The 21,396-nt window shown below is 36.5% G+C and carries 16 protein-coding genes; 9 read left to right on the top strand and 7 right to left on the bottom strand.

All coding sequences use genetic code 11. From position 1 onward, the window contains the following. Nucleotides 1–32: 32 nt before the first annotated feature. The 8 genes from NTX22_10530 to NTX22_10495 all read left to right on the top strand — a co-directional run bounded on the left by NTX22_10530 (nucleotide 33) and on the right by NTX22_10495 (nucleotide 9,000). Nucleotides 33–959, top strand: a complete 927-nt coding sequence (locus NTX22_10530; GenBank protein ID MCX6150951.1) for a paraslipin — start codon at nucleotides 33–35, stop codon at nucleotides 957–959. Nucleotides 960–1,144: 185 nt separating this feature from the next. After that, nucleotides 1,145–1,813 (top strand): corrinoid protein, encoded by a 669-nt coding sequence (locus NTX22_10525; GenBank protein MCX6150950.1) that lies wholly within the window; start codon nucleotides 1,145–1,147, stop codon nucleotides 1,811–1,813. Nucleotides 1,814–1,842: 29 nt separating this feature from the next. After that, nucleotides 1,843–2,538, top strand: coding sequence for a hypothetical protein (locus NTX22_10520; GenBank protein MCX6150949.1), 696 nt, complete (start codon nucleotides 1,843–1,845; stop codon nucleotides 2,536–2,538). A gap of 98 nt (nucleotides 2,539–2,636) precedes the next feature. After that, the gene (gene rbsD, locus NTX22_10515; protein MCX6150948.1) at nucleotides 2,637–3,041 is read left to right on the top strand and encodes a D-ribose pyranase; all 405 of its coding nucleotides are present in this window, start codon (nucleotides 2,637–2,639) and stop codon (nucleotides 3,039–3,041) included. A 47-nt stretch (nucleotides 3,042–3,088) separates the two neighbouring features. After that, nucleotides 3,089–4,255, top strand: a complete 1,167-nt coding sequence (locus tag NTX22_10510; protein ID MCX6150947.1) for a hypothetical protein — start codon at nucleotides 3,089–3,091, stop codon at nucleotides 4,253–4,255. Between the two features lie 17 nt (nucleotides 4,256–4,272). Continuing rightward, nucleotides 4,273–5,418 carry a hypothetical protein gene (locus NTX22_10505; protein ID MCX6150946.1) on the top strand — a complete coding sequence of 382 codons (1,146 nt, stop codon included), beginning with the start codon at nucleotides 4,273–4,275 and terminating at the stop codon, nucleotides 5,416–5,418. Nucleotides 5,419–5,516: 98 nt separating this feature from the next. After that, nucleotides 5,517–6,566 (top strand): hypothetical protein, encoded by a 1,050-nt coding sequence (locus tag NTX22_10500; GenBank protein ID MCX6150945.1) that lies wholly within the window; start codon nucleotides 5,517–5,519, stop codon nucleotides 6,564–6,566. 49 nt (nucleotides 6,567–6,615) lie between these two features. Then, nucleotides 6,616–9,000, top strand: a complete 2,385-nt coding sequence (locus tag NTX22_10495) for a hypothetical protein (GenBank protein MCX6150944.1) — start codon at nucleotides 6,616–6,618, stop codon at nucleotides 8,998–9,000. A 10-nt stretch (nucleotides 9,001–9,010) separates the two neighbouring features. On the opposite strand, the gene NTX22_10490 is transcribed toward NTX22_10495, so the two are convergent. Then, a complete protein-coding gene (locus NTX22_10490; protein MCX6150943.1) occupies nucleotides 9,011–10,027 on the bottom strand; it encodes a hypothetical protein in 1,017 nt (338 codons plus the stop codon). Nucleotides 10,028–10,112: 85 nt separating this feature from the next. Between NTX22_10490 and NTX22_10485 the strand changes: the two genes are divergently transcribed. Next, the gene (locus NTX22_10485) at nucleotides 10,113–10,301 is read left to right on the top strand and encodes a hypothetical protein (GenBank protein ID MCX6150942.1); all 189 of its coding nucleotides are present in this window, start codon (nucleotides 10,113–10,115) and stop codon (nucleotides 10,299–10,301) included. Between the two features lie 116 nt (nucleotides 10,302–10,417). On the opposite strand, the gene NTX22_10480 is transcribed toward NTX22_10485, so the two are convergent. The 6 genes from NTX22_10480 to NTX22_10455 form a co-directional block, all read right to left on the bottom strand. Beyond that, entirely contained in the window at nucleotides 10,418–11,443 is a 1,026-nt protein-coding gene (locus NTX22_10480; protein ID MCX6150941.1) for a nucleoside 2-deoxyribosyltransferase, read from the bottom strand. Nucleotides 11,444–11,476: 33 nt separating this feature from the next. Beyond that, nucleotides 11,477–12,499, bottom strand: a complete 1,023-nt coding sequence (locus NTX22_10475) for a uroporphyrinogen decarboxylase family protein (GenBank protein ID MCX6150940.1) — start codon at nucleotides 12,497–12,499, stop codon at nucleotides 11,477–11,479. A gap of 253 nt (nucleotides 12,500–12,752) precedes the next feature. Next, a complete protein-coding gene (locus NTX22_10470; protein ID MCX6150939.1) occupies nucleotides 12,753–16,376 on the bottom strand; it encodes a malectin domain-containing carbohydrate-binding protein in 3,624 nt (1,207 codons plus the stop codon). Nucleotides 16,377–16,380: 4 nt separating this feature from the next. Then, a complete protein-coding gene (locus NTX22_10465) occupies nucleotides 16,381–18,822 on the bottom strand; it encodes a hypothetical protein (GenBank protein MCX6150938.1) in 2,442 nt (813 codons plus the stop codon). A gap of 158 nt (nucleotides 18,823–18,980) precedes the next feature. After that, nucleotides 18,981–19,373 (bottom strand): four helix bundle protein, encoded by a 393-nt coding sequence (locus NTX22_10460; protein ID MCX6150937.1) that lies wholly within the window; start codon nucleotides 19,371–19,373, stop codon nucleotides 18,981–18,983. A gap of 171 nt (nucleotides 19,374–19,544) precedes the next feature. Further along, nucleotides 19,545–21,317: a hypothetical protein gene (locus tag NTX22_10455; GenBank protein MCX6150936.1), complete on the bottom strand. Its 1,773-nt coding sequence runs from the start codon at nucleotides 21,315–21,317 to the stop codon at nucleotides 19,545–19,547. Between the last annotated feature and the right edge of the window lie 79 nt (nucleotides 21,318–21,396).

The following is a 21,396-nucleotide window of genomic DNA, read 5'->3' as shown; positions in this document are numbered from 1 at the left end:
CAAAAAATTTACAATAAATTTTAGGAGTTAAAATGGATCCAATCACTTTTATTCTAATTGGTATAATATTCTTTGCGTTCATAGTTTTTCTAAAAACTATTCGAACTGTTCCCCAGCGCTCAGCTTTCATTGTTGAACGACTTGGCAAATACAACGCAACTCTTGAAGCAGGTTTTCATATTCTAATTCCTTTTGTAGATAAAATTGCATACAAACTTACACTTAAAGAACAGGCGCTCGATGTTCCATCTCAAATGTGCATTACCAGGGATAATATTTCAGTTGAAGTAGATGGAATTTTATATCTTCAGGTTATTGATCCGATGAAGGCATCCTACGGAATTAATAACTACCAGTTTGCCGCTACACAGTTAGCTCAAACTACAATGAGAAGTGTAATTGGAAAGCTGGAATTGGATAAAACTTTTGAAGAACGGGATACAATAAACGTAACTATTGTGGAAGCGGTTGATAAAGCCTCCGAGCCATGGGGAGTAAAAGTAACCCGCTACGAAGTAAAAAACATCGTTCCTCCACAAAGCATTAAAGATGCAATGGAAAAACAGATGCGCGCAGAACGGGAGAAGCGGGCATTGATTGCTGAATCGGAAGGTGATAAACAGGCAAAGATAAATCGTGCTGAAGGTGATAAACAGGAAATGATTGCTAAATCTGAAGGTGAAAAACAAAAAAGAATTAATGAAGCTGAAGGACGCGGACAGGAAATTGAGCGTGTTGCCTTTGCAACCGCAAAGGGAATTAGAGAAATAGCCACCGCAATTAATGAACATGGCGGAATGAATGCTGTTAACCTAAGAGTTGCAGAACAATATATTGGTGCATTTGCAAATTTAGCTAAGACAAATAATTCTGTTATTATTCCTGCTAACTTTTCCGATATTGCAGGTATGATTGCTTCTGCCATGACGGTAATTAAAGAACAAAATGTAAAGAGCTAAATTTAAATATCTTCTGATTTAAATTACAAATAAACCCACGATACAGGTCGTGGGTTTTCCTCCAAAATCCAATTTTACCAGTTACTATTTTTTTTAATTATAGTGTTGATTCTTTTACTTCTTAGTGTTAGAATTGCAAATGAATTTTATGTTAACGATAACAATTCACAAAATAGAGCTGCTAAATGAATGAACTTCTTGAAAAAATCTCTGTGTGTGTAGAGCGGGGAAAAATTAATGCTCAATCACCTTACCCGCCGGACCTGAAAGGGCAAGATGGCGCTTTTGAATTAACAAAAAAAGCATTAGAAATAGGATTGCCACCACAATCAATTCTAAACGATGGATTGATGATTGGTATGAAGCATATTGGTGAAAAATTTAGGGAAAATAAAATCTTTGTCCCCGATGTATTGATCTCTGCCAAAGCAATGAAGGCTGCAATGGAATTGCTTAAGCCATATTTCCAAAGTGGTGAAGTTAAACATAAAGGTTCGATAGTGCTTGGTACGGTTACAGGCGACTTGCACGACATCGGGAAAAATATTGTATCGATGGTTATCGAGGGCGGTGGATGGAAAGTTATTGATCTTGGAGTGGATGCCGGTGCAGATAAATTTATTAATGCAATAAATGAATTTAAAGTTAATGCTGTTGGATTAAGCGCACTTCTTACAACCACGATGCAAAATATGGAAACAATCGCTCATAAAATAAAGGAAGCTCACCCTGAAGTTAAAGTATTGGTTGGAGGCGCACCATTAACAAACGAGTTCGCGAATAAAATTGGCGCGGACGTTTATTCACCGGATCCGCAAGGTGCATTGGAATATTTAAATTCGATGGTAGCATAGAAATTAATTCAAAGAGAAGTTTTTATTGCATGTTAAAAGATATATTCGAATTTTCATTTTCCATCTCGGACATTGTTATTTCTCCATCAATAATTGTTAGAGCTTTAGGTTATAAAAATAATTCTGTTCCCCAACCCGTTATTCGTTCAATAGAAGAAATACTTACAGTTTTACCTGGTTATTTAAAAATCCGTGCGGGATTTCGAATCATTAATTCTTTTGAAATTTCAGAAAAAAAAGATTCGTTCACAATTGATAATATTTCATTCAACTCAGGATCCATCATTGCAAAGCAGCTTAAGAAAAGTACAAGCGTGGCAATATTTACAGCAACCGCTGGACATCTTTTAGAACAATGGTCCAAAGAATTATTAAAAGGAGAAGACATTCTTAAGGGATATATAATTGATGCCATTGGTTCAGAGGTTGTTGAAGGTGCGGTTGATCTTTTGGAGATAAAATTACAAAATGTAATTGATGACAAGGGATTAAAATCAACTAACAGGTATAGCCCCGGTTACTGCGGCTGGAAGGTTCAGGAACAGCATAAATTATTTTCTCTTTTACCCAAAAACTTTTGTGGAATTACACTTACAAGCAGCGCTTTGATGATTCCAATAAAATCCGTCAGCGGTGTAATTGGTCTGGGAAATCAGGTTAAGAAACTTGATTATCAATGCTCTATTTGCGAAATGGAATCCTGCTTTAGAAGAAAAGAAAAATAAATTAGTTTGTTTGAGTGAGTTCCTGTTCAAATATTTACTAAACTTAGTTATTTGAATTAACTCTGTAAGTTTAAATAATTTTTTTTCGGAGTAATAAAATGAAAAAGGGTGGAATCCTTAATTCACAACTTGCATCTGTTATTGCTGGTACAGGTCATGGACACAAATTAGCAATATGCGATAGCGGTTATCCAATTCCCTTCGGTGCAAGAATAGTTGATGTTTCTTTAACAGTAAATATTCCAAGGGTTTTAGATACATTAAAAGTAATCCTTGAAGAATTGAAGATTGAAGGTGCGCTGGTTACCAACGAAATGGAAATTAGAAGTCCGCATATTCTGAAGGGAATTACGGATCTTATTCCTGAAGGAATAAAGATTCAAAAAATTTCGCATAAAGAATTTCTGGAAGTTAATGCATTAGAAAAAAACATTACTTTTGTTAAAACAGGCGAAGCGACTCCTTTTGCAAATTTAGTTTTAACAGCCGGAGTAATTTTTTAAACACAGTCTAATGAAAAAATCCATTCTTTTAAAAATGGCAACTTAAAATGACATCGAAGCAAAGATTCTTAACAGCTCTTGCCAGAAAAGTACCGGACAGACTTCCTGTAACCACCCACCATATAATGGAGTATTTTCTAAATACATATATGAACGGAATTTCTAACCAGGATTTCTTTGATCATTTTGGTTTGGATCCAATTTGCTGGGTGCAGGCATACAAACCCGATGAAGCTGTTGGTGAATATTACGATCCTAACCATACTCCAGGCTACCTGGAGGCAAGAAGAATCTCGACTGATAACTGGAGAATATTCACTAAAGAAATTGAGGATGATGTTTATAAAACAATCCGCTATAATTTTGTTACTCCAAAAAAAAAGCTTTCCATGGTTCTTCAGAGCAATCAATATACTTCTTGGGTTTCTGAACGACTGATAAAAGAAAAATCGGATATAGAAATTATTGCTGAGTATGCGGTTGCACCGAAGTGCGATGTTGAACAAATAAATAAACAAGCCGATGCATTCGGTGAAAGAGGATTGATACGCGGTTTAATAAATTTCTTTGATGTCTATGGTCAATCTGGTTGCTGGCAGGATGCTTCGGTACTATACGGAATTGAAAATTTAATAATGGCAACATTTGAAGATCCGGAATGGGTTCACACATTTCTTAAAATCCTGTTTGAAAAAAAGAAAGTTTATGTTCAATCTCTTAAAGGTGCTAAATACGATTTAATTGAACATGGCGGTGGAGATGCTTCAAGCACAGTTATTTCACCAAATATATTTGAAGAATTTGTTGCACCATACGATGCACCATTAATCGATCTTGCTCACCAAGCAGGGCAACGTATTGTTTACCACACTTGTGGTGGAATGATGCCTTTCCTTGAATTGATTGCAGATATGAATCCAGACGCGATGGAAACTTTTACTCCAACAGAAATGGGTGGAGATACAGTCTTGAGCGAAGCAAAGAAACGCATTGGTAATAAAGTTTGCATGATCGGTGGTTTCGATCAATTTCATTTCTTCAAGGATTGCTCACCGGAGGAAACCAGGAAAGCAGTGCGCAAATGTTTTAGAGATGCCGGCGAAGGCGGCGGTTTTATTCTTTCACCATCCGATCATTTTTTTGACGCTGATTTGGAATTACTTAAAGCGTTTGCCGATGAAGCACAAAAGTGCATTTATGATTTTTCTAAATGAAACATCGAAATTAATTTATGATTGAAATAAACATTTCTGTTGAAGAACTTGCGAACCGGAAAGAAAGGATTACCAAAGCAAAGAGTTTTCAATCGACAGATCGTGTTCCGGTTATACCTGCAATAGCTCACAGATTCCTAATTCCACAAGTTGGTGTTAACTTCAAAGATTATTACGGCAACCCGGAAACAATGCTGCGATCACAAATCCTTGCCCAAAAGTGGTTATTAGAAAATATTAAAACTGACGCATATTCAATTACAGGACCTTGGGTTGGAGCGTGGACAGATTTTCAAAATACATTTGAATCTGGAAGCCTTGGATGCGAAATTATTTTTCCTGATGATGATATCCCCTGGGTTGGCAAAGGTTGGATTAAAGATGAAATAGATTTACAGAAATTAGAGGCAATAGAATATATTCACAACGGAATAAACTTTAAGCAGCTTGAATACAGGAAAGAGATGATAGATGTAGCTGATAAATATCCGGTTCGTTTTCTTGGTGGAGATATATTATATCCGGGCGAGAATCCTTCGCTCACTCACACATCCGATGGTCCCTTTGGTGTTGCTGGCGACCTGATGGGTAACACGGAAATATTCGAAGCTGTTCACGAAAGACCAGAGTTTGTTAAAGAGTTACTGCGAATTGTAACTGATAAAATGATTGAATACTTAAACTTTTGTTGGGAAGAAGAAAAATTACCGCAACCAAAAGATTTTGCCTGGACGGATGATCTGGCAGTATCACTTTCAGAAGAACAGTTTAGAAATATTGTTCTTCCTTATGAAAAAAAACTACGCAATAATTTTGATGGTTATCTTTCCCTGCATATGTGCGGAAAGAGCGATCACCTTTTAAAAATCTTTAGAGATGAACTTAGAATAAACGAACTCCAGGGTTTTGGTTACCAGGTTGATCTCGATTATATCGCTGAAGTTATGGGAGGAAAGGTTGTTCTGGTTGGTAATGTTAATCCGATGTTAATTCATTCAGGTACACCAGAACAAATTAAAAATGAATGCAAACGAGTAATAGAAAAGTTGTCTTCATATAATGGATTCATTCTTCAGGATGGAAATAACATTCCACCCGGTACTCCGATTGAGAATATAAACGCTATGATGGAAGCTGCTGAACAATACAGGAGGAATAAATAGAAAAATTTGATCTTACAATTTTCAATCAGCAAATAAATTCCAGCAAAGATTATTTAAATCTTTTTTGGAATTTAGAAAACATTGAGCGCCCTGCATATATGATTGGTTATGTAGGTCCAAAAATTAAAGGTGGGAAATCAGTTAAGAGTGCACTGTTTTCTACAGATGGAACCGATACAGTTAAAGATCGATTACTCGATCCGGAAAAATATTTGAATGCTCAGTTAGAAGAAATATCCGGACAACTTAAATTAAAAGGCGATTATATTCCTTCACTTTGTCCTTCACTTGGAGTAATTGCCTTCCCGTCTGCTTTCGGCTGTCAGGTAATGTGGTGGGAAAAAGATTTCCCTTCCGTTAAAGCAATAATAAATGATGATCCAATGAAAGTTTATGAAATAAACAAACCATCCGTTACCGATGGTGAATTGGGAAGAATTCTTGATTACACTAAATATTTTATTGAAAAGACTAATGGAAAAATTCCGATTAGGTTAACTGATGTTCAGGGACCACTTGATAATGCCGCATTGATTTTTGGACACAGCAACTTACTAATGGCGATGCATACAAATCCTGAAGAAGTACATTACCTGCTAAAAATAGTAACGGAAATAATGATTGACTTTATAAAAACGCAGAGAGAAATTGTAAAAAAATCTGGTGTAGAATTCGTTCCAAGTATGTTCCAACCTTGGCTTCCGGATGGATTTGGAATTTCAATCTCCAACGATGAATCTGTAATGATTTCTTCTGAAATGCACGATGAGTTTAATGTACCGTACCTGAATCAACTTTCTGAAGAGTTTGGTGGAATCTATATTCACTCCTGTGGTAACTGGCTTCACCAATTCAGCAGCTTAGACAAAATAAAAAACTTGCGTGGACTTGAGTTTGGCGCAAGTGAAGCGGGTTATGAAAAAGTTCTTGATCATTTTAGCGGAAGAATACCATTAGCTTGCCGGATTGGTTTCAATCGCGATATTAAATTTAATAGTATGAAAGATTTTGTAATGCGAATTTTGAAAGCAAGTAAAACGAATTGTGGAATGTTTATTAATGTGGATATCGCCAACGGATTGCTTGGTATCGATTGGCAAGAAACAGATCTGGATGAAATTTACCGGATCATAATAGATAATAAATAAAATCAAAGATTTGATTCTGATTTTTGAACTTTAATATTTGAGTTACACAATGTTAATCCCTTATAACGCTCCTAATAATTTCGATTGGATCGTAAAACTAAAAGACTGGAAACTTAATGGAAATGCTCTGATACTTTCCTGCATAACCGCCAACGGTTGGGAAGCCTCGATTCTCTTCCGCGCAGCTTCCAAAGATGTTTGGAATTATACTTTTATCCCGCCAAATGCTAAAATTGTTATTCCATCTCAATTTGTAAATGAAGATTATATTAAACCGATTAGTCTTACTGTGATTGACAATGGTGATGGAATTGAAGTAACAGGCACATCCTTAAGATTATCCGTTTGCAGAGATCCTTTTTCAATTCACTTCTTTGATGTAACAGGAAAAGAAGTATTTGGTGAGAATAATAAAGACGTAGACGGTTTAGGAAGAAAGTTTGTTCTACCGTTAGGTTATGCAAAAGAGAATGACGAAGTTGTCGTTATTACACAATCCTTCAACCTTAATCAGGATGAAGCCATTTTTGGATTGGGAGAAAAATTTACTCCGCTTAATAAAGTTGGACAAAAGATAACATCCTGGACAGTTGATGCGCTCGGATCAACAAGTGAAAGATCGTATAAAAATATTCCTTTTCTTTGGAGCACGATAGGATATGGATTACTGATTAACAGCGGCGCAAGAATTACCTGGGAGATTGGAACAGAATCATGCCAGTCTTATACAATCAAACAGGAAGCGAACACTCTCGACGTGTTTGTAATTTATGGTCCGAATCCCAAAGAAATTTTAAAAAGATATTCTGATATTACAGGTTACGCTCCAGTACCACCAAAATGGTCCTTCGGTTTGTGGATTTCTTCCGGTGGAACTTACCGCGATCAGGAAGCAATGGAAAAACTTGTTTCAGGACTTGAAGATTATAATATACCAGCAGACGTTGTTCATATCGATCCCTGGTGGATGAAATGGAGAGAATATTGTAACTTCAAATGGAACCGTGAAGCCTTTCCGCAAATAGAGAATTTTATTGAAGGTCTTCACAGAAAAGGATTGAAAGTTTGTTTGTGGGAGCATCCGTATATATCTATTGAAAGCGATCTTTACAGGGAAGGAATTACAAATAATTATTTTATCAAACACTCCAATGGAAAAGTTTACGTAATTGATTATGGTCTGTCATTAGTTCCTCTTCCTGATGGTATTGTTAGAACAGCATCAAGTGAAAATTCCTGGAACGCAAGAGTTGTAATAATTGATTTAACAAATCCTGATGCTTACGATTGGTTCAAGAATTTACATCGTCCAATCTTTAAAGATGGCGCAGATGTTTTCAAAACAGATTTTGGCGAAGACATTCCGGAAGATGCCATTTTCTTTAACGGAGAAACCGGAAAGACGATGCACAATCTTTACCCGCTTCTTTATAACAAAGCCGTTTTTGAAGTTACTAAGGAAGAAAAAAAATATGGCATCGTTTGGAGCCGCTCTGGTACAGCAGGAAATCAAAGGTACCCGACTTGTTGGTCCGGCGATCCGGCTGCTGATTTTGAAAGCTTAGCCTGCACAATCCGCGGAGGTTTATCAATTGGTTTAAGCGGAGTTCCTTTCTGGAGCAATGATATTGGCGGTTACAGGGGAATGCCATCACCGGAATTGTATATACGTTGGGCACAGTTTGGATTGTTCTGCTCACACAGTCGGATGCACGGTGATAGCCCGCGAGAACCATGGTATTTTGGAGAAATTGCACTTGCATATGTTCGTAAATATATCAATCTGCGTTACCAGCTTTTTCCATACATCTACAGTACAGCGATAGAAGCAAGTAGAACCGGTATGCCGGTGATGCGCGCACTGCCGCTTATCTTTCCGGATGATCCAAATACTTTTAATAAGGATTTGGAATATATGTTCGGACCATCTTTGTTAATTGCTCCAATATATGATGGCAGCAATTCCAGAATAGTATATTTCCCAAAAGGAGAATGGATAGATTATCACAGTGGTGTAGTTTACAAAGGAACTGCGAATGTTAGAGTTGAAATGCCGATGGAAGATATGCCGATATTTGTAAAGAGAGGTTCAACCATCCCGATGATGCAGCCGGCAAACCGAATTCCGGAATCATTCATCGATCCGTTGATAATTGAAATTTATCCTGACAATGAAAGCAAATATATTTTGTATGAAGATGAAGGAGAAACTGAATTTATTTGTAAAAGAAGTGATGCGAATATGGTAGTAGAGATTAAGAGTGGTAACGAAAGGAATTATTTTTTAAGATTCAGGCACACAGTTTCATTTACTAAAGCAAAATTAATGAGTGGAAAAGAATCGGAAGAAATTCTGGCAGAAGTTACAGCAGAAAATATCTGTCAGTTTTATCTTCCAAAACTTAGTAATGGAAAAATAATAATAACCAGATAGAAACTTGACTTCAGATTTCAACCGCTGCTTCTGCCATCGCCGCAACATTGCACGGTGGAACGTTCGGAAGTAAAGCCTCGTGACTTGGACTGATAATTAAATTTGGTCCAAGTAGTTCCTTAATTCTTTTTACTTCTTTCTTAACTTCAGCCGGTGATGCATTCACTAAAAGATCCTGTGTATCTATTCCACCCATAAAAGCAATTCTGTCTTTAAAATGCTCGGCAAGATTTTCGGCATTCATATCTTTTGCCTTAGCCTGTAAAGGGTGAAGGCAATCAACTCCTGCATCAATTAATTTCTCAATCACTTTAAATATCGATCCGCACGAATGAAGAATAACCTGGTAACCATATTGATGCGCCTGATTGGTAAACTTCCTGAACCAGGGCATAATAAATTCCTCAAGCTGTTCCGGACTTAATAACAAATCGAATTGTGTCCCGAAATCGTTACCAAAAAAATATGCATCAATCAAATCGCCAGCTTGAGAATAAAACTTCTTGTTTGCTTCAAGGTAGAATGTACAAACTTTTTCCGTAACAGCGTGAACAACTTCGGGGTTGGTATACATCTTAAGGAAATAATTTTCCATCCCGAACAGGTCGATTATATCGTGAAAGAAAGGTGCCCAGAAACCGCTAGCACGATAATAATCACCAATGTTTTTCAAAATCGATAGACATTCATCAAAATTCAAGTAATCTAAATTGGGCCACTCAAAATCTTCAACTTCATTTACACTTATACAATTGGCAAGTGGTCCTAATTCACCATGTGCAAGTTTTCTTTTCCAAATGTCAAAAATTCCCTTACCCATTGGATGCTGATAAGTAGAGTCCAAATATTGCGGAGTAATCCACCGAAAATCATCATTCAGTTTTTGTCTGAGTTCTTCTTCATTTGTAGTCCAAAAATATTTATGAAGAATATTCCAGGTATCAGGATGAGGATTACCAAGCCAGAAGCCATTGCGCTCCGCTGGTTTACGCATAATAATGTTTTTAACTCTATCTCTGCTGTTCATATTCTTTTATCTTAAATGAAAAAAACTTATTGACAGTGATAAAATTTTATTACAATTTGCAGTTGCATAACCAAAAGAGAGTTTTATGAAAGACAGAATTATTCTCATTTCTTTAATTCTTGCAGTTGTAAGTCTTGCACTCGGTTTAATTGGAAAACTAACGTCTTACAACATTTACTTTTCAAATTCTACCTGGCATATGTTTGCTCAAACCAGTCTGCTGTTTGCAATTGCCTGGGGAATTGGAAAATATTTGGTAATTAAAGAAAAATAAACCGGGTAATTTTTCTTTGTCAAATTTTCATTTGTTGATTTTGTGAATCGATATTTCAGTATAAGATTAATCTTCTAATATCAACACGTCTTAAATGGATGGATACTTCGATTCATTTACAAATCTCCATATTCTTTCGTTGCCCTGAGCATTGCCAGGTAGTTTTCATACTTCACATATTCCGGAATGCTATTGCTTGAACCTAAGCAGTACCCGCCACTCTGCCCAACAGACTTAATTTTTTCTTTTACACTATTTTCAATTTCCTCAACCGTACCACGTGCAAGCAAATCAACTTCAACATTACCGATAACACAAAGTTTATCTCCATAACGTTTTTTAACTTCAAGTATATCCATTGACTTGGGTTCTATCGGATGAATGGCGTCAACACCGCACTCAATAATTTTATCAAATACATCATACAAAATTCCATCTGTATGATAAATCAGCGGTTTGTTGTATTGTTTTGCCAAATCACCAATCTTCTTTAACCAGGGAAAAAATAGCTGATCAAGAATTATTGGCGAAACAAGCAGCCCGTTTGTATAAGCTATGTCATCACTGTACCATAGTACATCAACGTTTTCTTGCTGAACCATATTTTCAAACATACTAAGAACAAGCTCACCAACTTTGTTGTTCAGTGCTTCAATCAACTCAGGATTTTCAAACAAACTGATTGAAAAAGTTTCAAAGCCCATCATCTCCCAGGTCATTGTAAAAATATCACCGTACTGACCGATAACTCCCATACCATCTGGAAGAAGAGATTTTACTTTTCCAAAATTTTCATAATTAAAATCTTCCTTGTTCGGAAAAACGTAGCGTTCAAATTCTTCAAAGCTTGTTATTACTCCCTTACTTTCCGAAGCCCACTTTCTAAAAATCGTACCGTCTTCGTTGAAGGTAACGTTTTTCGATAATCCAATTTGTGCTGGATTAAAATCCGCTTTCGGTTGAAGTTTGATATAATCATAACCCGCTTTATACCAGAACTCAACATCATCTTTCAGTTCGTTTACAGTTCTACCAATCAGCATTGCTTTAATGATTGGATGAATTCCCAATTCACAAAGCGGAATATGTTTTCCTTTACCGCGTTTTAATGTTGTAATAAATGTTTGAATGTCTGGGCGCATTTTTTATTCCTAATTTTTATTTTGATCTCACTTTTAATTTCCGGCGTTTCTTTTGCAATTATAATCTTCCAGAGCTTTATAAAACGAATCAATGTTATCCATTGGAACGTTTGGTGGAATATCGCAGCCAGAAGATAAAATAAAATTTTTAAATGAAGAAGTTTTTTCCAATAAGTTATAAGTAATATTATAAACCTGCTCGGCATCAGACATCGTAAAAACCCTGGCGGGATCAATGTTTCCTAAAACCAATTTGTCCTTTTCAATATGCTTCAAAGATTTTACAATATCATTCTGGTTACCAAAATGAAGGGCAGCCGCATTGGTAGATTGCATTGTATCCAAAAGAGAATTTGTATTGCCACAATTGTGAAGTATAACCAGGAAATTTTCATCCTGCACTTCTGCAACAATTTTTTTAATGAAGTCAGAGGAAAATTCTGTGCAAGAATCCGGAGAAAGCATACCAGCGGCAGGCTCTGCCATAAAAATCCCATTTGCTCCAACTTTTTTAAAAGCGCTGCAATAATTTATAAGAAGCTGCGAACATTTTTCTAAAAGGAAACAAATTGATTCCGGTTCAAGCAGCAACGCGGTCATTATCTCAGTAATATCATATAACCTGCTTGCTAATGAAAACGGTCCAATACATCCAGCAAATACCGGTCTGTCTTTAATATTCTCAGAAGCTAATTTTGCGGCAGTAATATACTGTCCAAATCTTCCGCAATCTAAATCTGGTACTTTTAAATTGGTGATTGATCTTTCATCGTACACAACTCTAGATATAACAGCAGGAACTTCATTATCACTAAATTTTATTTCTGCACCAAATGCTTCTGCTTCAACTGAAAGATCCATTATCATTGTGGTGGCAGCGGAAGGATATTTTTCTGCAACAGCTTTTACTGCATTATAGTGAACTGTTCCGTTTTGAACTGCATCTTTTATTTTTGCGCCAATTATTTCAATGCCTGGATGTGTCATAACTGGCATAGCTTTCCGTTCTTTGCTTTCAATAATACTTTTCTTCCAGTCATTCATGTTCAATTTCATATTAAACCAACATCATTTATTTGAGATTGGGGATTTAGGATTCCGGATTTTAAAGGAACGGGTTTAAGAATATTATTCATTAATTTCTCCTTTGCTCCCCTCTTTTAACTTTCCACATCTTTTTCCTCTTTCAAATTTTTCTTTCACTCGCCCCTTCACTTTTCCCTTTCCCCTTTCACTTTTCCCTTTCCCTCGTCCCTTTCACTTTTCCCTTTTCCCTTTCCCTTTTCACTCGTCCCCTTCACTTTCCCTTTCACTTTTCACTCAAATATCTCAAAGAATTCATCATTAACCTTTTTAACATCACCGGATGTATTCCTTCCGGAGTTCCTTTCATTCCAGAAATTATTCCCGGAATTGTATGGAATAAGATTTTGCCCTTCCCAAGTTTAGATGAAAAACTAGCTGCACCTATGTTTCTATCGTGATCTCTTCCATATCCTGCAAACACTTCTACGTTTTCACCATCAAGTAAAATTCCATCTGCTCCATCTACCGGAACTTGATAATAACTTCCCATTGCACAATTAACCGGTAAGCCGCTATAAACCGGATGGCTTCGGACAAAATACCAGGAACCCATCCAGGGGGCACGTGTTTCACCAACGTGACCAATAAAATTAAAAGCCCCGGCATCACCCAACTTCCTTCCGTAAGCAAGCGAGGCATCTTCGCCTTCTGGTAATACAAGCAGAGACATTCCTTCTTTTACTTTTTCTAAAATCTTTTCATCCAGATTTAATTTTGCCTCATACTTTTTCCAGATCAAACCATTTTTATCTTTGTAAGGTTTCCCTCCACAATTAATTGCAATTACAGCTTCACCCGCTTCAATTTTTAGTGCGCTGAATTTTCCATAATTAGTAGTAAGCTTTGGAACTGTAATTTTAATTACACCATCCGGCACATCGATTGTAAAAATTTTATCTATCGCAATATTTCTTCCGCCTGATTCAGAAAAGATGTCGAAATTTTTCAAAACAGTATCTCCGTTAATAGCAACATCAAATATTCTTGCTTTAGGTTTGTTCAAAGTTACTTCCGCAAAGCGAAGAGTAACTTTTGCTTTTCCCTTCGGCAGATCGCTAAATACATATTCCAGGTTTTCCCAATACCCCCAGCTTTCAGTATGGAACAGCACATCGTCATCAGTGTTTTGAATTTCTGTTGTTGAGTCGACCTCTGAGCGCCAACCATATTTCAATCGCGTTGTTATTATTGCGGCTTCATATTTTTTTTGAGGATTATATTTCTCAGCCAGAACTCCAGGAAGTGAACCTACTGCTTGAATAAATTTTTCATCATCACTTATTACTGCAACAGAGTTGGGCAGCTTTCCTTCACCTGTAGGATCAACAACAAGAATTTCCTCCTCCGCTCTCATTGATGTATCTGCACCTCGTTCAAGCACGAATTTGTATTTGCCCACTTGGTTAAGAACCGGCGTTTCTTCACCAACAGCAATTTTATAAACGAACTGATCTTTAATAAAATTTAGCACTTCATATTTTTTTAGATCTTCCCGTTTACCAGAAGGATCAGTCATAAAGAAATGCAGCCGCGTTCCAAGTGGATGGTTCAATTCATTCATCCAGTAAATATCAAAAACAGCTTTACCACCTATTGGGATTACCAAAGATCTAAACTTAATTGTTGGTTTAGCTAAAGCTAATCTTGATTTGATTAGGTTCGGATCACCTTTGAAGTTGCGCAAATTATCCACCAAGCCAGAATGATTTTCGATTGCTGTCGATTCCCATCCGCTCATTACAAGAAAATCATTTTCATCAGATAACCTTGCCGATTCAACGACTCTTCCCCAAAAATCATAACTCTTGTTTCCAATATCCTTAAAAAGATTTTCTGTTGTTTTGAAAGCTGAACGGAAATTCCACTTATCAATAAACTTTTCGTATGCTTCCAGTACAACTTCATGATCTTCCAAATCGTAACTGCTGCCATGATTTTTTATTTGCTCAATCAATATTGGATGATTATCCGGAACAGCGCAACCAAGCATTTCTCCCCAGGTAACAATTTCTTTTTGGTTTGTTGAACGATGAGTAAAGTCTTCTGGATTTTTATACATATCATCGCGCCAAACACCAGGACCACCAACTGTGTGCTGATCCCACCAACCGCTGAATCCATTTCCGCTGTCATAATAAACTCTATCATCATATGGTTTCATCCAAACCTGGTTGTTAGGTGGGATTCCTGATTTTAAAATTACAATTCTACTTGGATCTTCCTGGTGCATTCTCTTTATAAGATGAAAGATGCGCGGATTTTTTAAGTCGGGATTTATTTCATTCTGCACACAATACAAAATCAATGATGGATGATTGCGGTGATCCTGTATCATACGAACTATTTTCTCTTCCATATATTTTTCAGCAAATGAATTTGAATCACCATTTTTTCCGGAATCATCAATTTTTTCTGTGGGTGATTTTGCATACATAGAATATTTTTCTCCAAGCGCTGATTGTCCACCACCCGGCTCCATATAACGTAGCAGCCCCAAACGATCCTGAGCATCTAAAACTTCGGCTTTGCCAACATTGCGATGAAATTGAATACAATTCATTCCTAATTCTTTAGCGGCTTTTACTTCTTTTTCTGCAAGTTCTGGCGTGGGCCATAAACCATTGTAACCCCAGAATCCCCACGATATTGCAGAATACAACCTGATACGATTTTTATTTAGCCGCAGCATAGCGTTGGTTCCAATTCCATCAGCTTCAAACCAGCGGAAACCAAAATTGATCTCTTCTACTTCACCTTCTTTTTTATCAGTAACAATTTTTGTTTTTAGTTTATAAAGCTTTGGATTTTTGTCGCTCCACAATTCAGCTTTATCATAAACAATATCAGTGGAAATAACTTCTTGCTCTTTTGCTTTTACAAATAATTCTTTTTCTGTAGTAGCAACAACTTGATTTGATTTTGCAGGATCAATCACTTCTATCTGAAGTTTACATTTAAAATCTTCTGCTGTAGAATTCTGAATTTTTGAAATTACCGATATCCTATTTACAGTTTGATTGTTCAAAACATATAGGTCATCAAAATAAATTGGATTGTGTGCAGTTATTTTAATTCCTCTGTCTAATCCACCAAAGCCATGGCTTTTTTGAAAACTGTATTCTCCCCATTTAAGTAATTGAGTGTCCGCCCAATCAAGCCTGCCGCCGGGATTTGTAATCCGGATCGCCAGAAGATTTTTTTTGCCAGGATTAATCGCTTCAGTTAAATCACACTTAAACGAAACTTCGTTTATAATATTGTAACCGACCAATTTTTGATTAAGATATACCTCCGCTCTTAGTCGTGCTCCGCGAATAAAAAGAATTACTTTTTTACTTTCAAAACTTTTAGGAATATCAATGTTAGTCCACCACCAGGAAACCCCAAGGTAATTTCCATTCTTAACCTGATTGTCTTCTCTACCAAACCAATACTCGCCATCCGTGTAAGGTTTATATCCAAATTTGCCCCAGTAATGTTCTTCTATCGTGGAAGGTAGTTTAACCGGGATCCCGGAATTATCATTCAATACATCCCAGCCTCCGCTTGGTGGATTTGCCAGAAGATCTTTTAATTCAAATTCATCCGGAAGATAAAGTTTATCGTTCTGCCATTGTGCAGAAGTATCGCACCACAACCGCCAACCATCATCGGGAATTTTGATTACTTCCTGGGCAAAGACTGTAGTGCAACTAAAAAATAAAATCACAAGATTAGGAATTAGAAATTGGAAATATGAAGATTGCAGATTGACTAAGAATTTTCTATTAACCAGAATTGTAAATGAAAATTGCTGATAAAGGAAATTAAATTTCCTGGTTATATTTCTCGCAAATAAATATTTCATAAAATTATTCTTCTGTAATTAAGTTTACTTCTTTCCATCTTCCATCTTTTTCTAACCTGATGGTTTTTATTTCGAACGGTTCAAAGTTCAAATGAAATTTTAACTTTGGTTTAAAGAATTCAATATCTGCATCGGATTGGTTGCCAACAGAATTCTGCAATCTTAAAATCAATGCTTCACCCTCAAAAGATTTTTTTATAGCATGCAGTTGAATGTGTGATTGAGAAATTGAAAGCAGCTTGTTATTTGATAATGACTTTCCAATTGGTAAATGAGCATAAGCAATCGGTGGAGCATTCAGCCAATCGACAAGAGAGGATAAGGATTTCAAAACCTTGTTCTTTTCACCAACAGTTAATAGCAACCTTACTTCGTGTACACCAATATCGCTGAATTTTCTGCTGGGAAATTGTTCAATCTTAAATCCCTGCTCGTGGCAGTAAGCTGAACTTCGAAGAACAGATAACCGTATTTCACCATCTTTATTATCAAATCCGTGCTGACCATTATGAACTATCGCAAAGCCAAAATCTTCAATATCATTCTCAGTTTCTCGATTTCCACCCGTCTTGCCGTCAGGTGGGTTAACCATTATCCATCTTCCATTAACATGTTCTTCTCCATCTGCCGGTCGCTCTATAGCTCCACCGGGAACTTCGCAAAGCAACTTTTCATTTTTAAAGATGGTTGGTATGGAAAGTTTTAATCTTTTTCTTTCTTCATTCCAATAAATTCTTAATCTAAATTCCAACACATTCCAATCAGAATAAGCTATTGTATGAAATACAATCTTACTGTGGTTGTACTCAAGAATGGATTGGGTAATTTTTCTGATGGAACCATTTTCTATTTCACGATGACTTCCATTTATTAGCTTGAATTTGCCGATTACATTTCTGTAACTCCATTGGTTTGTTCCCCAGGAATCAGCATTATCTTCAATAACCATCGGTTCAAAAAGATTTCCCGAAAGACAATTTACTTCGTCAATAAACAATTGATTAATCAATCCAGTTGTTTCATCAAACTGATAATTTATTTTAGGTTTCGCTTCCGCCTTTTTCTTTTCACCCGGCAATACTTCAATCTTATAATTTGAAACGCCAACATTAGGCAGCTCTGCCATAAAAGATATTTTCCTTCGCCAGCCATTAAACGGAAGCAAAGCTTCGGGTTGTTCTTCCTGACAGTCAATTTCTTTTCCGGCAAGATCAAACAATTTTAAATGCCACACACCTTCCCACTTTGGTCGATAGGAAATCATACATTCAACTTCAACAGGAAGTTTTGTTAATGAAAAATTAGAATTGAGAACAGTTACAGGTAAATATAAACTTTGATATTCGCCCTGATTAAATGAGTTTGCTGCAGCGAGCATCAATCGTCTGGATTGTTCCGAAACCTTTCCATATAAATCGAGAGCATCTTTTTCCGCAGGCTCAATACAACTGCCGGGGAGAATATCATGGAAATCATTGAAGAGATGATCATTCCACATCTCCTGTAAAACATCTGCAGGATATTTTGCATTATTTAGCCACCACGATGCTGATGATAATTTTTCTGCTTGAAGAAGTTGAGCTAAACTTTTTTGTTCACCTCGCTTTAATCTTGAAAGTGAAGTGTAGCAGCCGGTAAATATTTTTTGCAAATCTCCTTTAACAACTGGTGCTTCCGCAACAAATTCTTTTATAGCCTCATAAAATTTTTCTGTGGTACTGTGAATAATCTCAACTCTGTTTTCTCTCTTTATAAACTCATCAATCTTTCTTAAATCTTCTCTGGTTGCACCACCACCGTGATTTCCAATTCCCCAAAATAATGGTACATCACGATTTAATTTAAGTGAGAGATCTACTCCTTCTTTCAATCTTTGTTCAATGTTTTCATACTCTGTATGATAAAGTCCAACTTCAATCCTGTAACCAAGAATTTCAGAACCATCAACTCCCTGCCACTGATAGATGTTAGAAGGAAGAATTAAATCCGGATGCTGTGGACGCATATGGATGTACATTTTGTATCCAGCAAGTTTAAGCACTTGAGGTAAACCACCAGAATGACCGAAAGAATCAAAATTGTAAGCAACTTTTGGAACGACATTAAAATGATCATTAAAGAATCTTCTTCCTTCAATTATATTCCGAATGATAGATTCAATTCCAGGCATATTTACATCGGGCTGTAAATACCATCCACCGCTTATGCACCATCGTCCAGCTTCAACCAGCTTCTGAATTTCAATAAATAACTTTGGATTATATTTCTTCACCCACTGATAAAGCACCGCTTCATTATGGTTGAAAATTAATTCATTATGCTCTTTAAGAATTTGAACCGCATTGCTGAATGTTGCCAATGCTTCCGCGCATCCTTCTTCCCACCGCCATTGCCAGACCGGATCGAGATGCGCATTGCAGATTAGGTGAACCTTGTATTTCTTCATGATTATCCTGAAAACAATTTGAATCTGGAAATTGGAAATTAGAAATTGGAAATTGGAAACCAGATATCGATAAAATTGAATACCAAATTATATTTTTAAAAAACAATTCTAATCAGCTTAAGTTCGAATTCTTAGTCTATAATTCCAAATTCAAATTTCTATTTTACCAATTTCCCCTTTTGCTTGTTTAACCAACGGATATAACCGTTTAAGGTTTTTGCTGTTTGTTCAATTAATATAGTTAATTCATCAAATTTATTTTTATCAATATAGTTTTCATCAAGACAAGTGGTTAGATGATCGTGTGTTTCATAAAGTGAGCCTCGGCTATGTCTACAGAATTGAATGTTCTCCTGATAATGATATCTTCCAAATCCTTCGGCAATGTTGGCGGTTATTGATACTCCAGCTCTTCTCAACTGTGGAGCAAGATCAAATTTTTCCTCGTCTGGAAGAATACGAACAACTTTATAAATTTCTTGTCTGACCTTTCTTCCTAATTTCCAACACTCTAAATCAGTAAAATATTTTACAGCACCTGATTCACTCATAATAAACTCATTATTTAATTTTTAGTGAATTATTCCATTGTATAGAAGCTCAATCTTCAATTTCCAATTTCCATTTTCCAATTTCTAATTTCTAATTTCCATTTTCCAATTTCCAATTTCCAATTTTTTGGATCTGATTTCTTCAACAAAATTGTTTTTGGGGATTTCATTTTACACTTCATCTTTCGATGGCAGATTTTTGTACCATGTGAAATAAAGGACAACGCTTAAGATTAAAAATATTCCAATTACAATAAGCATATTTCCCCAAAATTGGAGAATCAAGTAAAACGGAATTAGTGCAAGTGACATTTGGAAAAAAATGGTTATTATTCCATTCAGTCCATCCATTGCAGGCATTTTATCATTAAGCGGAACCAAACCGCGTTTCTCAGCTTCCAACCGAACTGGTTTCCAAAATCCAAACGGGCGGACTCTTGAATAAAATTTAACAAGCACTTCCATATCAGTTGGTTTGAAAAGAAAACAGATTATAGTAGTTGCTATAAATGATCCAATGGTATCTACAGCAAGTGTAAGCGCCGAAGACCATTCAGCAAAAAATAACTTTTGAAGCATAATAATAATTGCCGAGGATATCATTCCCCACACAAATGCTTTAGCGCTGAACCGCCACCAATGCCAACGGAAAGTAGCTGGAACAAGAATCATTGTTACTACAACAAAGATCATCGTTTCCCAGGCTGTAATAATATCTTTAAATAAAAGACTGAAAATAAATCCGAGAACAATCGCAAATACCGAGGCAACTTGCCCATATCTAACAACCTGTTTTGGTTTAAGCTTGGTTGCAAAATATCTTTTTAGAAAATCATTTGTAACCACTGAACTGGTAACATTTATCATTGCGCTAAGTGTAGACATTAAAGCAGCAAGCAGAACCGCCATAAATAATCCCTGCATTCCAACAGGAAGTTTCTTCAAAACAAAGGGCATGATTTTCTCCGCATCGAAGGATTGCGGATTTGTTGCCGCCTGTTCTCCAAAGTAATGGATACCGAGTGCAAGAAAAGCGCAGGCAATAATCCAGCGAAGTGTGTAACCGACAGTCCACATCCCAGCAGCAAGAGATGCATCTCTGGGACTTTTTGTTGTAAGAAAGAATTGAAAATCCCAGACATTTGGACCAGCAAGCACACGGAATATAAGCCAGGAAAATCCAGCAAGCATTACCGGTCCAAACATATTAAAATGATGATAAGCCGGTGCCGCTTCTTTTAAATAACCACCCCAAAGCTGCCAGCTTGGCATAAGTGAATACCATTCTGGATTTTTTGCTAAGATAAAATCATTCCCGCCACTCTGGAATGCAAGAACCGTAAGTACAATTGCCCCAATTGCAATCAGCATTGTTTGAAAAATATCTGTAAGAATAACGCCAAAAAATCCGCCCATCGTTACATATATTCCTACTACAGCAAATACAATTGCGGTGGACTCGATTTTCCCAAACGGTAAAAACTCTTCGGCAAATTTTCCTGTTCCTACTGCCATGAACATTAGATTGCAAACCATTAATACAAGCAGAAAAGATGCTGCTGCAATTCTTGCAAACTCTGCATCTTTAGTTGTACCAAAGCGGGTTTCATTCCATTCAGCAAAAGTCATAACACCGGAACGCCGAATATATTTTGCCTGGAACGCCATATAAAAACATATTATTAGCCAACCCCAAAATATGTGAGTCATCCAAATTGACTTTAATCCAAGATAAAACATTGCACCAACCAACGCCATCGTTCCACCAATATCAATGTAGCTTGAGCAGCCGGAAAGTCCAAGCATCCACCAGGGAATATTCCTGTCTCCAAGATAATATGCTTCAGGATGTTTAGTAGCTTTCTTTTGAATTATAAATCCAAGAAGAATCATTGCCAGCATATAAGCTGCAATAATAATAATATCAACCTGATGAAGATTCATTTCCTGCCTCGCGGTTTTATCTATTTAGAGAAGCGCCATATTTTTAAATTGAATAAGTATAATCCATTTTATCTGGATC

The sequence above is a fragment of the Ignavibacteriales bacterium genome, assembly GCA_026390815.1.
Lineage (GTDB): Bacteria > Bacteroidota > Ignavibacteria > Ignavibacteriales > SURF-24 > JAPLFH01.
Note: the sequence above shows the minus strand (reverse complement) of the source record. Positions and strands in the feature narration are given on the sequence as shown.